Source organism: Ectothiorhodospira haloalkaliphila ATCC 51935 (assembly GCF_000633935.1).
GTDB classification, from domain to species: Bacteria; Pseudomonadota; Gammaproteobacteria; order Ectothiorhodospirales; family Ectothiorhodospiraceae; genus Ectothiorhodospira; species Ectothiorhodospira haloalkaliphila.
Window position 1 is genome coordinate 645,262 of record NZ_KK214998.1, and the last position, 13,737, is coordinate 658,998.

Annotated in this window: 10 protein-coding genes; 6 read left to right on the forward strand and 4 right to left on the reverse strand. The window is 63.0% G+C overall.

Going from position 1 to position 13,737, the window contains the following annotated elements; all coding sequences use genetic code 11:
• The first annotated feature begins 7 nt into the window (after nucleotides 1–7).
• Nucleotides 8–2,254, forward strand: a complete 2,247-nt coding sequence (gene parC, locus ECTHA_RS0110860) for a DNA topoisomerase IV subunit A (RefSeq protein WP_025281164.1) — start codon at nucleotides 8–10, stop codon at nucleotides 2,252–2,254.
• A 258-nt stretch (nucleotides 2,255–2,512) separates the two neighbouring features.
• Nucleotides 2,513–3,403, forward strand: coding sequence for a protease HtpX (gene htpX, locus ECTHA_RS0110865; protein ID WP_025281165.1), 891 nt, complete (start codon nucleotides 2,513–2,515; stop codon nucleotides 3,401–3,403).
• Between the two features lie 41 nt (nucleotides 3,404–3,444).
• Here the strand turns inward: htpX and ECTHA_RS0110870 are convergent, their stop codons facing one another.
• From ECTHA_RS0110870 to epmB, 3 genes are all read right to left on the reverse strand, one after another.
• Entirely contained in the window at nucleotides 3,445–5,541 is a 2,097-nt protein-coding gene (locus tag ECTHA_RS0110870) for a GGDEF domain-containing response regulator (RefSeq protein WP_025281166.1), read from the reverse strand.
• A 114-nt stretch (nucleotides 5,542–5,655) separates the two neighbouring features.
• Nucleotides 5,656–7,446: a hypothetical protein gene (locus ECTHA_RS0110875; protein WP_128571873.1), complete on the reverse strand. Its 1,791-nt coding sequence runs from the start codon at nucleotides 7,444–7,446 to the stop codon at nucleotides 5,656–5,658.
• A gap of 160 nt (nucleotides 7,447–7,606) precedes the next feature.
• Nucleotides 7,607–8,632 carry an EF-P beta-lysylation protein EpmB gene (epmB, locus tag ECTHA_RS0110880; protein WP_025281168.1) on the reverse strand — a complete coding sequence of 342 codons (1,026 nt, stop codon included), beginning with the start codon at nucleotides 8,630–8,632 and terminating at the stop codon, nucleotides 7,607–7,609.
• A 155-nt stretch (nucleotides 8,633–8,787) separates the two neighbouring features.
• On the opposite strand from epmB, the gene efp reads away from it, so the two are divergent.
• Both efp and epmA read left to right on the forward strand, forming a co-directional pair.
• Nucleotides 8,788–9,351: an elongation factor P gene (gene efp / locus ECTHA_RS0110885; protein ID WP_025281169.1), complete on the forward strand. Its 564-nt coding sequence runs from the start codon at nucleotides 8,788–8,790 to the stop codon at nucleotides 9,349–9,351.
• Nucleotides 9,348–10,298 (forward strand): EF-P lysine aminoacylase EpmA, encoded by a 951-nt coding sequence (gene epmA, locus ECTHA_RS0110890; protein ID WP_025281170.1) that lies wholly within the window; start codon nucleotides 9,348–9,350, stop codon nucleotides 10,296–10,298. The genes efp and epmA overlap by 4 nt, the downstream gene beginning before the upstream one ends.
• Before the next feature lie 16 nt (nucleotides 10,299–10,314).
• On the opposite strand, the gene asd is transcribed toward epmA, so the two are convergent.
• The gene (gene asd, locus ECTHA_RS0110895; RefSeq protein WP_025281171.1) at nucleotides 10,315–11,199 is read right to left on the reverse strand and encodes an archaetidylserine decarboxylase; all 885 of its coding nucleotides are present in this window, start codon (nucleotides 11,197–11,199) and stop codon (nucleotides 10,315–10,317) included.
• 42 nt (nucleotides 11,200–11,241) lie between these two features.
• Here asd and prmB point away from each other — a divergent pair, with 42 nt between their 5' ends.
• Both prmB and hemN read left to right on the forward strand, forming a co-directional pair.
• The gene (prmB, locus tag ECTHA_RS0110900) at nucleotides 11,242–12,141 is read left to right on the forward strand and encodes a 50S ribosomal protein L3 N(5)-glutamine methyltransferase (protein ID WP_025281172.1); all 900 of its coding nucleotides are present in this window, start codon (nucleotides 11,242–11,244) and stop codon (nucleotides 12,139–12,141) included.
• 160 nt (nucleotides 12,142–12,301) lie between these two features.
• Nucleotides 12,302–13,690, forward strand: coding sequence for an oxygen-independent coproporphyrinogen III oxidase (gene hemN / locus ECTHA_RS0110905; protein WP_029762321.1), 1,389 nt, complete (start codon nucleotides 12,302–12,304; stop codon nucleotides 13,688–13,690).
• Nucleotides 13,691–13,737: the final 47 nt, after the last annotated feature.

The window sequence follows — 13,737 nt, forward strand, 5'->3', positions numbered from 1 at the left end:
CTGAGCCATGAGCAATCTCGAACTGAACCTGGATGGTGTTGAACAGCAACCGCTGCACACCTTCACGGAAAAGGCGTACCTGGACTATTCCATGTACGTCATCCTGGACCGCGCACTACCCCATGTTGGGGATGGCCTCAAGCCCGTACAGCGGCGCCTGATCTACGCCATGAGTGAGCTGGGCCTGTCGGCCCTGTCCAAGCACAAGAAGTCCGCCCGTACCGTGGGCGATGTGCTGGGCAAATACCATCCCCATGGGGATTCGGCCTGTTACGAGGCCATGGTGCTGCTGGCTCAGCCCTTCTCCTCCCGTTATCCGTTCGTGGACGGGCAGGGCAACTGGGGCTCTCCGGACGATCCCAAGTCCTTTGCCGCCATGCGCTACACCGAGGCGCGCCTGTCCCCCTATGCCCAGTTGCTCCTGTCGGAACTGGGGCAGGGCACGGCGGATTGGGTGCCCAACTTCGATGGCACCATGGAAGAGCCCAAGGTGCTGCCCGCCCGGTTGCCCAACGTGTTGTTGAATGGTGGTTCGGGGATCGCTGTGGGCATGGCCACCGATATACCGCCCCATAACCTTCGTGAGGTGGCCCGCGCCTGCATCTGTCTGCTTGAGGACCCGGATGCAGGGCTGGAACAGATCTGCGAGCACATCCAGGGCCCGGATTTCCCCACCGATGCGGAGATCATCACCCCGCGTCAGGATCTCATGGCCCTGTACCGCACGGGTCATGGCAGTTTGCGCATGCGCGCCCGCTTTGAACGGGAGAATGGCGACATCATCATCACCGCCCTGCCGTTTCAGGTGTCCGGGGCCAAGGTGCTTGAGCAGATTGCCTCACAGATGAACGCCAAGAAGCTGCCCATGGTGGAGGACCTGCGGGATGAGTCGGACCATGAGCATCCGACCCGCCTGGTGATCACCCCCCGTTCCAATCGCGTCGACCCGGAAGGCCTCATGGCCCACCTGTTCGCCACCACCGATCTGGAACGCAGCTACCGGGTGAACATGAACCTGATCGGCCTGGACGGGCGGCCACAGGTGAAAAGCCTGCCGGCGCTGCTGGCCGAGTGGCTGGAGTTCAGGGTGGAGACGGTGCGCCGCCGCCTGCAATGGCGCCTGGACAAGGTGCTCAAGCGCCTGCACATCCTGGAAGGCCTGCTGATTGCCTACCTGAACATCGACGAGGTGATCCGCATCATCCGTGAAAACGACGAGCCCAAGCCCGTGCTGATGGAACGTTTTGGGCTCACGGACACTCAGGCTGAAGCCATCCTGGAACTCAAGTTGCGCCACCTGGCCCGCCTGGAGGAGATGAAGATCCGCGGCGAGCAGGATGAACTGGAGCAGGAACGGGATCACCTGCAGACCGTGCTGGGTTCCGATGTCAGGCTGCGTGGTCTGGTGCGTGACGAGATCGAGGCGGATGCCGAGAAGTTTGGCGATGATCGACGCTCACCCATTGTTGCGCGCGCCGCCGCCCAGGCCCTGGACGAATCCGCCCTGGTGCCGGCCGAGCCCCTTACCGTGGTGCTCTCGAAGATGGGCTGGGTGCGGGCCGCCAAGGGCCACGAGGTGGATGCCCAAGGGTTGAATTACAAGTCCGGCGATGCCTATCAGTCCGACGCCCAGGGACGCAGCAACCAGCAGGCGGTGTTCCTGGATTCCACGGGCCGCACCTATGCCCTGGCCGCCCATACCCTGCCGTCGGCCCGAGGGCAGGGGGAGCCGATCTCGGGGCGCCTGTCGCCACCCGATGGGGCGCGCTTTGTGGGCGTGATGATGGGGGCAGGGGAGGATCTGTACCTGATGTCCACTGATCACGGCTATGGCTTCATCTGCCGCATGGAGGACATGATCTCCCGCAACCGTGCCGGCAAGGCGGTGCTCACGGTGCCCCAGGGCGCCTGCGTGCGCCATCCGATGCGGGTGCGTGATCCCCGGCAACAGTACCTGGCGGCCGCCACCACCGACGGTTACCTGCTTCTGATCCCTCTCTCGGAGCTGCCCTGCATGCCCCGGGGCAAGGGCAACAAGATCATCAACATCCCCTCCGCCCGCCTCAAGGCTGGCGAAGAGTCTCTGGCGGACCTGACCCTGCTGGAACCCGAGGACAGCCTCACTGTCGTGGCGGGCAAGAAGTTCAAGACCCTCAAGCCGGATGAATGGCGGGAGTACCTGGGAGAACGCGGCAAACGCGGCACAAAACTCCCCCGAGGTTTCCAGAAGGTGGACACCCTGAGGCCCCAATGATCCTCCTCTTGGGAGCGAAAGGAATCTGTCCCGGTCTTTGAGGTTTTTGGGTGGGAGCGGGCCTGCCCGCGAACGGGGTGTGGAATCACCACCGTGGCCCTTCCCTGCATGGGCTTCGCGGCCGGGGGCCGCTCCCACAGGGGACTCAAGGGGACCCATTCAAGGGGACTATCCTTGTTGCCGAGCTTGAATTTTTAACGGTAAACCCCATCTAATACGCCGGACAAAGTCGGCAATCTTCTCATCGACGGAGAGAACATGAAGCGTATCGCCCTTTTTCTGGCCACCAACCTGGCCATCATTGTGGTGCTCAGTATCACCCTGCGGATTCTGGGCGTTGAACGGATCCTGGACGAGACCGGGACCGGGCTGAATCTCAACAACCTGCTGGTGTTCGCGCTGGTATTCGGTTTCGGTGGCTCGTTCATCTCCCTGGCCATTTCCAAATGGATGGCCAAGAAGACCATGGGTGTCAAGGTGATTGAACAGCCTGGCAACCCCACCGAACAGTGGCTGGTGGACACCGTGCGGCGGCAGGCCAAGCAGGCCGGCATTGGCATGCCTGAGGTGGGAATCTTCAACTCCCCCGATCCCAACGCCTTCGCCACCGGTATGTCCAGGAACAACGCCCTCGTTGCGGTGAGTACCGGCCTGATGCAGAACATGGGGCAGGACGAGGTGGAGGCTGTGCTGGGTCACGAGGTGAGTCACGTGGCCAACGGCGACATGGTGACGCTGGCCCTGATCCAGGGGGTGGTGAACACCTTCGTGATCTTCCTGGCCCGCGTGATCGGGCACTTTGTGGACCGGGTGGTGTTCAAGAACGAGCAGGGTCATGGCCCGGCCTTCTGGATTACCACCATCGTGGCGGAGATCATCCTGGCCATCCTGGCCTCCATCATCGTGATGTGGTTCTCCCGTCAGCGGGAATTCCGGGCCGACACCGGTGGTGCCGAACTGTCCAGCCGGGAGAAGATGATTTCGGCTCTGGAGCGCTTGCGTGCCGCTCAGGGACAGCCTTCACAGATGCCGGATCAAATGCAGGCCTTCGGTATCCGCGGCGGTGGTGTCACCCAGGGCCTCAAGCGCCTGTTCATGACGCACCCGCCCCTGGAAGAGCGGATCATGGCGCTGAAGTCGGGGCGTTGATGGTTGTATGGCTGCTCGGGATGAGGGGCAGGTATTGCCCCTCATCCCATTGTTGAAAAGTCGTATTCCAAACCTTCCGACGGGGGCTGCAGGAAGTTGCCCTGGATGTAATTGATCCCCAGACCCCAGAGGATGGAGAGGCTGTTGGCATCTTCCACCTGCTGGGCCAGAATCAGGCGGTTCTGCGAATGGGCCGTGTCCGTGATCTGGCGCATGGCCTTCTGGTTCTCTTCGCTGCTGGGCAGGTTTCGGGTAAACGAGGCATCCACCTTGAGATAGTCCGCGGGGAAGTGATTGAGCACCTGGAACGGATTCAGGCCGTTGCCGAAGTCCTCCAGGGCCAGTTGGCAGTGGACACTCTTCAGGGCCTTGGCAAATTCCTTGGCCTGCTTCAGATAGGCCACCACGGTATTCTCCTTGAGCTCGAAGACCACGCATTCCGCCGGGATGCGGTGCTCTTTCAGGCGTTCCATGATCCAGGGCAGCATGCCCGGATCGTGCAGTGAGCCCGCGGTGATCTTGATGAAGAAGATGGTGTCGTGGCCGGCCTTGCGTTGTGTGGCCAGTCGCTGCACCGCGTGATCGATCACCCAGCGATCCAGGGCCTTGGCCATGTTGGTGCGTTCCGCGCTGGGCATGAATTCAGCTGGGCTGATGGCTTCGCCGTCCTCATCCAGCAGCCGCATGAACACCTCGTAACGCTCACCGCTCTCGCCGTGCAGGCTCACCACCGGCTGATAGAGGAGGTGGAGCCGGTTGTCCCGAATCGCTTCGCTGATGCGGGCGGTCCAGGTCTCGTCCAGTTGCTTTTGGGTCATCTCCCGTTCCTTGGGGCGATAGATGACCACGCGGTGACCGTTGCCTTCCCGGGCTGCCTGCTGGCAGGCCTTCTGGGCGCGGGAAAGCAGCTCGTTCATGTCCGGGGCGTTCTCGTCGATCCGGGCAACGCCCATGGAGGCGGTGCAGGTCAGCGAGCGGCCCTCCACGTCACAGATGTGATTGGAGATGGTTTCCAGGATGCCCTGAGTGAAACGCTCCAGGGTTTCGCTTTCCCATTGGCGGGTGAGAATGGCGAAGGCCTCGCCATCAAAGCGCGCGACGATATCTTCCTCTGCGCAGACCTCCTCCAGCAGCTTGCCGATATCCCCCAGCACCAGGTCACCGCCGGCCACCCCCACCGTCTCGCGGATGTTGGAGAATCGGTCGATGCGAAGTTCGATCAGTGAGGCGTTGCCGTTGCCCTGAGTGGCCGTGCTGAATGCATCCTGCAAGCGCTCCATGAAGTACTGGCGGTTGTACAGACCCGTGATCAGATCCCGCTGGGCCAGGTAATTGAGCTGCTTTTCCAGTTCCCGGGTATTGCTGGTGCGGTTTCGGATCAGGATCTGTGTGCAGGGCTCCCCGTCGATGGTCGCCGGGCTGAATTCCATCTGCACGGCCAGTGCTTCGCCGCCGGCGGTGCGGATCTGAAGGTCCAGGGGCTCGGAGTCGGATGCGTCCTGGTCCTGGCCCCGATTGCGTTCATAGGCGCGCAGGAAATCCTTGAGTTTTTGCTGGTCGTCCCGGGACACCATGTCCATGAGGGGGATGCCCTCGATGTCGTCCAGGTGGGAGTAACCGAACAGTTCCAGGTAGGAGGTGTTGGCGTAGGTGTGCATGCCCTCATGCACGTAGGCAATGGCATCACGGGAACTGTCCAGGAGGGTCTTGCAGCGCCTTTCCGTGTCCCTGAGGCCGGATTCGAAGGTCTTCAGGCGGCGCCATTGCCGCTGGAACTCGGCGGCCCGGGTCACTACGTGGCGCAGATGATCCAGGCGGTTTTTCTGCACCATGTCGTGGGCGCCCAGTTCCATGCAGTCCACCACGTCCAGGTCCGGGGAGGTGGCTACGGCCACGATGGGGGCGTGGCGCCCCATGTGCTGGTTGGCCTCCACCACCTTTTCCAGTGACAGTTCAGGGTGATTCAAGGTGCAGATGACCACATCCGGGGTGTGGCTGCGGAGCTTTTCGTGGAGTTCTTCTTCGTCTTCGGCGCGCTCTGGTCTGACCGCAAATCCAGCGGACTTGAGGGTGCTGACCATCATCTCGGCGTCGTTGAGATCATCGTCGATGATCAGAAGGCGGATGATATTTTCCATGCGATCCGGGCCTGCTCGGGCGGGAACCATGATCGGCTGTCAAGCCGATCACCCATACTGCCGGCGATTATACAGACAATGCCGGGGCGGTCACCAACGAGCGGACCTGGGGTGCTACAGGATGTCGGGCCAGAGCGGAGTGTTCTTATGCGATGTTTCGCCCTCAGGGGCCGCAGTGGACTGCGCTGGGCGGAACTGGAATTGAGTGAACAGGCTGGACTGGGTTTCGATGGCGGAGAGAGCCACGATGAGTGTGCGACCCGCGAGGTTGACGGCCACCTGCTCGCCCGCCTCGAACAGACCGGCCCGACATGCCAGGGTGGCGTGTTGCTCCAGCACCTTGATCCGCGGCAGCAGCAGCCCCGGAACCCTGCGCCCCATGGGGCGTCCATGCCGCACCGGACTGATGTCCACCGGCATGGCCTTGGGAGCCAGCATCTTGACGCCGACTTCCAGGCCGGAGTTGCTGGGGCTGCGTATCCAGCGGACCATGCCCAGGCGCCAATGCTCGCGTCCAGAGGTGGCATCCCGCAGGGCGATCAGTTCACCCACTTGGGCCCGAACGCTCACATCGCCCCGCCAGCGCAGCCGAAACCCTCCGGCGCTGGTGTCGAGGATTTCCCAGGAGGTGGGAACGGGTGCCTCTTTGCCGGGATGCAACGCCCTCGATTGATCCTCAGTGGTGCGGTCGGTGACCAGGTTGCCCTTGGCGATGGTGTCCCAGGCGTTGGACGTCACATCCTGGGGCATGTCTGCCAGGTAGCGCACGGTAATGCCCTCACTTTCGTAGCGTGGGGAATCGGACATGCGTTCCAGGGAAAGTTCTTCGAAGGCCCTGTCCCGCTCCTGGGCCTTGCCGATCATACTGGCTTGGGGGGCAGGGTTGACGGCCTGGCGGATCATCTCGTGGGCGGCAGTGATGCCCAGCACGACGTCGACGTGACCGTCGTTGGACATGCGACTGAAGCGACGACGGGCATTGTTGGTCCACGCCTGCAGGACGCGGGCCGCTATGTCCCTGTGGAGCGGGCCCGGGGTGTCCTGGGCGTTGGCGCGCAGCTCCTCGCGTATCTGGCGGATCAGGGGGAACAGGTTCAGGTAACGGACGGCCTCATGCCGGCCAGCCTCTGAACCATGAACGTAGGCGGGTGGCTCATCGGTGCTCAGGTCGAGCACGTACAGGTAATCAGCGTTGTCGGCCACGGGGGAGGTGGTGATGGCGCACGCTTGGGCAGAACCTTCCAGGTAGCGGGTCAGGGCATCGGTATCCCCCTGGTGCAGGGTAAGCGGGTCAGCCAGGCTGTAGAGACTCATCTGCTTGTAGGTATGCGCCACGGTGCTGCGCCGCTGACCGTTCAGTTCCGTATCCTTGATCTCCTGGGCGACCAACTGCCTCTGTTCGGCCAGATGGTAAAGCCAGTGGGCCTGCTCCCAAAGCCCGTCGGGCGTGGGCTGATAGAGGCGCCCGGCGTGAAAGTGGCGTTCTGCCAGGGCGCGCATGGCCCGGTGAATGCCCAGGGCCAGGTGTCGAGGCGCCAGGCTGTTGGCTCCGGAACTGCCTTCGCGCACCACCTGGAGGTAACCCATGGCGACCTCGTACAGCAAATCGGTGTTGATGTTGGCAATGCGCTGGCTTCGGGCAGGCAGGGGCAGGGAGCGGCTGACAAAGTGTCGGCTCAGTTGATCGAGGATCAATCTCCGGGTGGGGCGCAGAAGCTCGAGGATTTCCAGGCGATCGTAAGCGGGCATCCGCAACCGATTGAGTTCGGTCAGGCCCTGGTAGAGCAGCCGGGTGGTCTCGCCGGTGTTGGCCAGGGGCAGTTCCTTCAACCAGCGCTTCACCTTGCGGGGCTGAGTGGGGAATGGCTCGGTTTCCAGGTGCATCGACGGGGTCCCGACCAGCATGGCGGAGTGCTCCAGCGTGTCTCTCAAATACAGGGTGAGACATTAAAAATGTGTGACGGAGTTCACTATATTTTATAGCGCACCTCTACCTGGGTAACAAATGATTTTTTGACGCATGGTTCGTACAGGGTGGCATAAGTGCATCCCGGGCTTGCCGTTTTCAGGTGTGATATCCGGCCTCGGTCAGCGAGGATTTGCCCGGTGCGCCTGGGATCTCTCTGACAAGTCTGGGCAGGAGGTAACCTGGCTGCTGAGCCGCCAATGCCTTCATGATGGCGAGCGCCGGCGCTTCTTTCACCGCGAAATGCGCGGCCCCGCTCACCGGGTCCAGCAAGTGCAGGTAATAGGGCTGCACACCCGATTCGAACAAAGCCTCGCCAAGATCACCCAGGGCGGCGACGCTGTCATTGACGCCACGCAGGAGAACGGCCTGATTGAACAGGCGCACGCCGGCCCGGTCCAGGGCGGCGAGGGCACTGCAGGTGGAGGCGTCCAGCTCCTGGGCATGGTTGGCGTGGATCACCATGACCGGGCGCAGACGGGTGCCCGTGAGCCAGTCAATCAGATCCTGTCCGATACGTTCCGGAAGGATCACCGGTAGCCGGGTATGCACGCGCAGGGTGCGCAGGTGGTCGATGCGGGCAAGATCCCGTGTCATGGCGGCCAGTTCGCCATCTGTCAGCATCAGGGGGTCGCCGCCGCTGAGAATGACCTCATGGATATCCGGTCGCGAGCGCAGCCAGGCCAGCGTTTCTGGCCAGCGGCTGCGTCCGGCCGAGGCCTGCCCGTAGGGATAATGACGACGAAAGCAGTAACGGCAGTGAATGGCGCAGGCGCCGGTGGTGATCAGCAGGGCTCGGCCGGCGTATTTCTGGATGACGCCAGGGGCCGCCATGGCATCCAGATCCCCCACCGGGTCTTCCACGAACCCGGGGGCTGCTTCGAACTCGCCCTGCAGTGGCAGCACCTGGCGCAGCAGGGGGTCGTGCGGTTCACCCGGGTGCATTCGTGACACGTAACTTTCCGGCACCTGCAGGCGAAACCGCTGTGCTGCCAGCCGGGCCGCGGACAGCAGTCCCGGATCCAGGTTCAGGCGGCGAATCAGGGCCTCCGGATCGGTGATGGCTTCTGCCAGTGCCGTCTGCCAGGCACAAGCCTGACGGTCGGCGGTCAATCGCGTTATCATTAGCGGTTTTACCCAGAGGGTGGACACGGGGCGACCGGGCATTTTGCCGCGTTTCCCGGGCCCGGTGCCAGTGTTCCGCCCCGGATGCGCCCGGCATCCACGGTTTTCCCTTACCCCAATGCGAGCCGAGGGGCTCGACCCGGAGAACTTTGAGCATGGCAACCTACAGCACCAACGAATTCAAGAGCGGACTCAAGATCCTGATGGACGGCGATCCTTGCACCATCGTGGAAAATGAGTTCGTCAAGCCTGGCAAGGGTCAGGCGTTCAGCCGCGTGAAGATCCGCAATCTCAAGACCGGTCGGGTACTGGACAAGACCTTCAAGTCTGGCGAGTCGGTAGAGGCCGCCGACGTCATGGATACGGAGATGCAGTATCTCTACAACGACGGCGAGTTCTGGCATTTCATGGTGCCCGATAACTTCGAGCAGTATGCCGCCGGCGAGACCGCCGTGGCAGATGCCATGAAGTGGCTCAAGGAACAGGACACCTGCGTGGTGACCCTGTGGAACAATTCTCCGTTGTCGGTGGCACCGCCCAACTTCGTGGAGCTCACCATCACCCAGTGCGACCCGGGTATTCGCGGTGATACCGCCACCGGCGGCACCAAGCCGGCCACCCTGGAAACCGGTGCCGTGGTCAAGGTGCCCCTGTTCGTCAACGAGGGGGACGTGATCCGCGTGGACACCCGTAGCGGCGAGTACGTGTCGCGGGCATGACCTGGAAGCCGGCTGCCGCGTTCGGGCGGTTACGCCAACGGGCGCGCCTGCTGGCAGACATTCGCGCTTTCTTTGCCGGCCGTGGGGTGCTGGAGGTGGAAACCCCGTACCTGTCCATGGCCGGGGCCACCGATCCTGCCATCCAGAGCCTTTCCGTGCCTCTGGGGGGCGGCAGGCGCTGGCTCCACAGCTCCCCCGAATTCCCCATGAAACGGCTGTTGGCGGCGGGCAGTGGGGATATCTACCAGATTGCCCGCGTGTTTCGGGGTGAGGAGGCCGGGCGCCACCATAATCCGGAGTTCACCCTGCTGGAATGGTATCGGGTGGGCTTTGATCATCATGCGCTCATGGCCGAAGTGGAGGCGCTGATTCGCCAGGTGGCTGGTGATCGGCTGGCGGCTGGCGCGCAAGTGCTGACTTATCGCGAGGCCATGCTCCGTCACGCCGGGGTGGATCCGTTTCAGGCCAGTGAGATGGAGTTGTCCCGGCGCGCCCGGTCTCTGGGGCTGGATGTGCAGGGCAGCCTGGATCGGGATGGCTGGCTGGATCTGCTCATGTCCACCGTAGTCTGCCAGGCCTTTCAGGCCGACAGCCTGACCCTCATTCACGACTATCCGGCCAGTCAGGCGGCCCTGGCCCGGGTCCGTCCCGGAGAGCCGCCGCTGGCGGAGCGTTTCGAGGTCTATTGGGGGGCGATGGAGCTGGCCAACGGCTTTCACGAGCTGGGGGATGCCGCGGAACAGCGCCGTCGCTTTGAGGCGGATCAGGATCGCCGCGCGCGCCAGGGGTTATCGCCCATGCCCCTGGACGAGCGGCTTCTCAAGGCCCTGGAAGCCGGCTTGCCCGGCTGTGCCGGGGTGGCCCTGGGTGTGGATCGGTTGCTCATGTGCCTGGGCGGCGTGGACGATATCCGGGACGTGCTGGCCTTCGACTGGGAGCGGGCATAGGCTTCCCGAGGTATTCCTAACGCATCGATACCGGCTTCATCCACCCCAGGGCCTCACCCATCTTGAGCTTGCGCCCGCTGGTCAGCTCGCTGGACCATTCCACCGCCCCCTCGGGCAGCAGCAGGATCACCGTGGAGCCCAGGTTGAAACGGCCCATCTCATCGCCCCGGGACAGGCTCACCGGTTCGGATTGATGAGCCTTGACCTCCATCTCTCGTGGCAGGCGTGGCGTGATCTCGCCGGACCAGACGGTTTCGATGGAGGCCACGTTGATGGCGCCCACCAGCACCATGGCCATGGGGCCCATGTCGGTGTCGAAGAGGCAGACCAGGCGCTCGTTGCGGGCGAATAGCCGGGGAATGGTACGCGTGGTGAAGGGCGCTACCGAGAACAGCCTGCCGGGCACGTAGACCGTTTCCCGGAGCACGCCATCCCAGGGCATGTGCACCCGGTGATAGTCGCTGGGAGACAGGTACTGGGTGATGAAGTCGCCGTTTGCGAACGGCGCCGCGCGCTGCGGGCAGCCTCCCAGGAGTTCCTGGGCCGAATAATCACGCCCCTTGGCCTGGATGATCCGCCCATCGTGCAGTTTGCCGAACTGGCTTACACGGCTGTCGGCGGGGCTGAGCAGGGCGTCCGGATGGGTGTCCAGCGGGCGGGCCTCTGGATGCAGGGCTCGGGTGAACAGGGCATTGAAACTGGCGTAGTGGGCGGGCTCCGGGTCCAGCGCCTCGGCCATGTTGAGCCCGTATTGACGAATGAACCAGCGTGCCACCGGGTCCTTCAGGCTGGTCTCCCAGCGTGACAACCGGTACACCACGCGCGAGATGGCGTGGTGGGGCAGCAGATACAGGGGCAGGGCCTTGAGCCAGTCCCGCCAGTTGGCCTCTTGATCGCTCATGAGGGTATTATCCCACAGCCCTCCATCACCCGCATGAATCTCATGGACATCGCTTCTGACACCGACGATCTGGTCACGGTGCGTGATTACATCCGCTTCGGCATGAGCCGGTTCAGTGCCGCCGGCCTGACCTTCGGCCATGGCACCGATAATGCCCTGGACGAGGCCGCCTGGCTGGTCTTTCAGGCCCTGCACCTGCCGCATGACTTCTCCGGCGCCTGGCTGGATTGTCGCCTCACCCGGGACGAACGCCGCCGGGTGCTGGATTTGCTGCACCAACGGGTGGAAACCCGCAAACCGGCCGCCTACCTCACCGGTCGAGCCTATTTCATGGGCATGGAGTTCAAGGTGGACGAGCGTGTGCTGGTGCCGCGTTCACCCCTGGCAGAGTTGATTGGCCAGGGCTTTGCCCCCTGGATCGAGCCCGAACAGGTGGAGCGGGTGCTGGATCTGTGCACCGGCAGCGGCTGCATCGGCATTGCCTGCGCCCATGTGTTCCCGGATGCCCGGGTGGACCTGACCGATATCTCCCGGGATGCCCTGGACGTGGCGCGGGAGAACATCAGTCTGCACGGGCTTGAGGATCGGGTAGAGGCCCTGGAGTCGGATCTGCTGGCGGAACTGGGTTCCAGGCAGTACGACATCATCGTCAGCAACCCGCCCTATGTGGATGCCGCCGACATGGCCGCACTGACCCCGGAGTTTCGCCATGAACCGGAGCTGGGGCTCTCGTCCGGCCCCGATGGCCTGGAGGCCACGGTGCGCATCCTCAAGGACGCCGGCCGACACCTGAAGCCCGGTGGCATCCTGGTGGTGGAGGTGGGCAATAGTGCCCCGGCCCTGGAGGCCCGCCTGCCCGATGTGCCCTTCACCTGGCTGGAGTTCGAGCACGGGGGGCAGGGGGTGTTCCTGCTCACCTTCGAGCAGGTACAGTCGCTTTGAGGTGATGCCGGGTGCAGGGGTGCTCGAGTGGCGCTCACATGGCCCCAACATGGCACAAGTCACGCAAATGGCCGTTCAGGCGTGCCAATCCGGTTCGGCATGTTTATGATGAGCGGTTACAATAGACGATCAACACTTTATCCCCGGGTACCTAGCCGCCATGAGCTTGTCGCAGAGCATTGATTTCGATCTGGACCTGATCAACCGTTACAATACGGCGGGTCCTCGATACACATCCTATCCCACGGCGGTGCAGTTCCACGAAGGTTTCGGGGCGGAGCGCTACGCGGAGATCGCCCGGGAGACCAATGCCAGCGGGCGTCCGCTGTCGCTGTATTTCCACATCCCCTTCTGCGACACGGTGTGCTTCTACTGCGCCTGTAACAAGGTGGTCACCAAGGACCGCACCAAGGCCAAGCCCTATCTGGACCGTCTCTACAAGGAAATGGCCATGCAGGGCGCGCTGTTCGACAAGAACCGTCCGGTGACCCAGTTGCACTGGGGCGGCGGCACGCCCACCTTCATCTCCCACGACGAGATGACCGAGCTGATGGGCAAGACCGCCGAGCACTTCGGGCTGCTGGATGACGACACCGGCGAGTATTCCATCGAGATCGACCCGCGGGAAGTGGACGACAGCACCCTGGGTCTGCTGCGCAAGCTGGGTTTCAACCGCATCAGCCTGGGCGTGCAGGACTTCGACGAGAAGGTGCAGAAATCCGTCAACCGGGTGCAGAGTGAGTCGCTGGTGCTGGGTGTGCTGGAAGAGGCCAGAAGCCTGGGCTTCCGCTCCACCAGTGTGGACCTGATCTACGGCCTGCCCCATCAGGATCGCAAGACCTTCGGCGATACCATCGAGAAGATCATCAAGGTGGATCCGGCCCGGATCTCGGTGTTCAACTACGCTCACCTGCCGGACCGCTTCAAGCCCCAGCGCCGCATTGAAGAAGAGGCACTGCCCAGCCCCGGCGAGAAGCTGGCCATGCTGCAGCAGACCATCCAGCAGCTCACCGAGGCCGGTTATGTGTATATCGGCATGGACCACTTCGCCAAGCCCGATGACGAACTGGCCGTGGCCCAGCGAGACCACACCCTCTACCGTAACTTCCAGGGGTATTCCACCCACTCCAACTGTGATCTGGTGGGCCTGGGTTCCACCAGTGTGGGCGTGGTGGGCAACAGCTACAGCCAGAACCATCATGACCTGGAGAAGTACTTCCAGTGCATCGATGACGGCAAGCTGGCGGTCTTCCGCGGGGTGGAACTGGATGCCGACGATGTACTGCGCCGCGATGTGATCACCCGTCTGATCTGCCACTTCGAACTGGCCTTCGAGGACGTGGAAAAGGTGCACGGCATCAAGTTCACGGACTACTTCGCCCGTGAACTCAAGGAACTCAAGCCAATGGAAGACGATGGTCTGCTCAAGGTCTCCGGTAACACCATCACCGTGCAGCCCGCCGGTCGTCTGCTGATCCGCAACATCTGCATGACCTTTGACCGTTATCTGCGTGAGGCCACGGAACAGCGCTTCTCCCGCGTGATCTGATTCCGCAGTCCGTCCGCCCTTACCCCAAACCCTCTCCCGCCCGGCGG

Excerpts from the sequence above, each read along its gene's own strand:
- parC (WP_025281164.1), top strand. The coding sequence starts at position 8 with ATGAGCAATCTCGAACTGAACCTGGATGGTGTTGAACAGCAACCGCTG.
- prmB (WP_025281172.1), top strand. The coding sequence starts at position 11,242 with ATGGACATCGCTTCTGACACCGACGATCTGGTCACGGTGCGTGATTAC.
- epmB (WP_025281168.1), bottom strand. The coding sequence starts at position 8,632 with ATGATAACGCGATTGACCGCCGACCGTCAGGCTTGTGCCTGGCAGACG.
- epmA (WP_025281170.1), top strand. The coding sequence starts at position 9,348 with ATGACCTGGAAGCCGGCTGCCGCGTTCGGGCGGTTACGCCAACGGGCG.
- ECTHA_RS0110870 (WP_025281166.1), bottom strand. The coding sequence starts at position 5,541 with ATGGAAAATATCATCCGCCTTCTGATCATCGACGATGATCTCAACGAC.
- hemN (WP_029762321.1), top strand. The coding sequence starts at position 12,302 with ATGAGCTTGTCGCAGAGCATTGATTTCGATCTGGACCTGATCAACCGT.
- efp (WP_025281169.1), top strand. The coding sequence starts at position 8,788 with ATGGCAACCTACAGCACCAACGAATTCAAGAGCGGACTCAAGATCCTG.
- htpX (WP_025281165.1), top strand. The coding sequence starts at position 2,513 with ATGAAGCGTATCGCCCTTTTTCTGGCCACCAACCTGGCCATCATTGTG.
- asd (WP_025281171.1), bottom strand. The coding sequence starts at position 11,199 with ATGAGCGATCAAGAGGCCAACTGGCGGGACTGGCTCAAGGCCCTGCCC.
- ECTHA_RS0110875 (WP_128571873.1), bottom strand. The coding sequence starts at position 7,446 with ATGCTGGTCGGGACCCCGTCGATGCACCTGGAAACCGAGCCATTCCCC.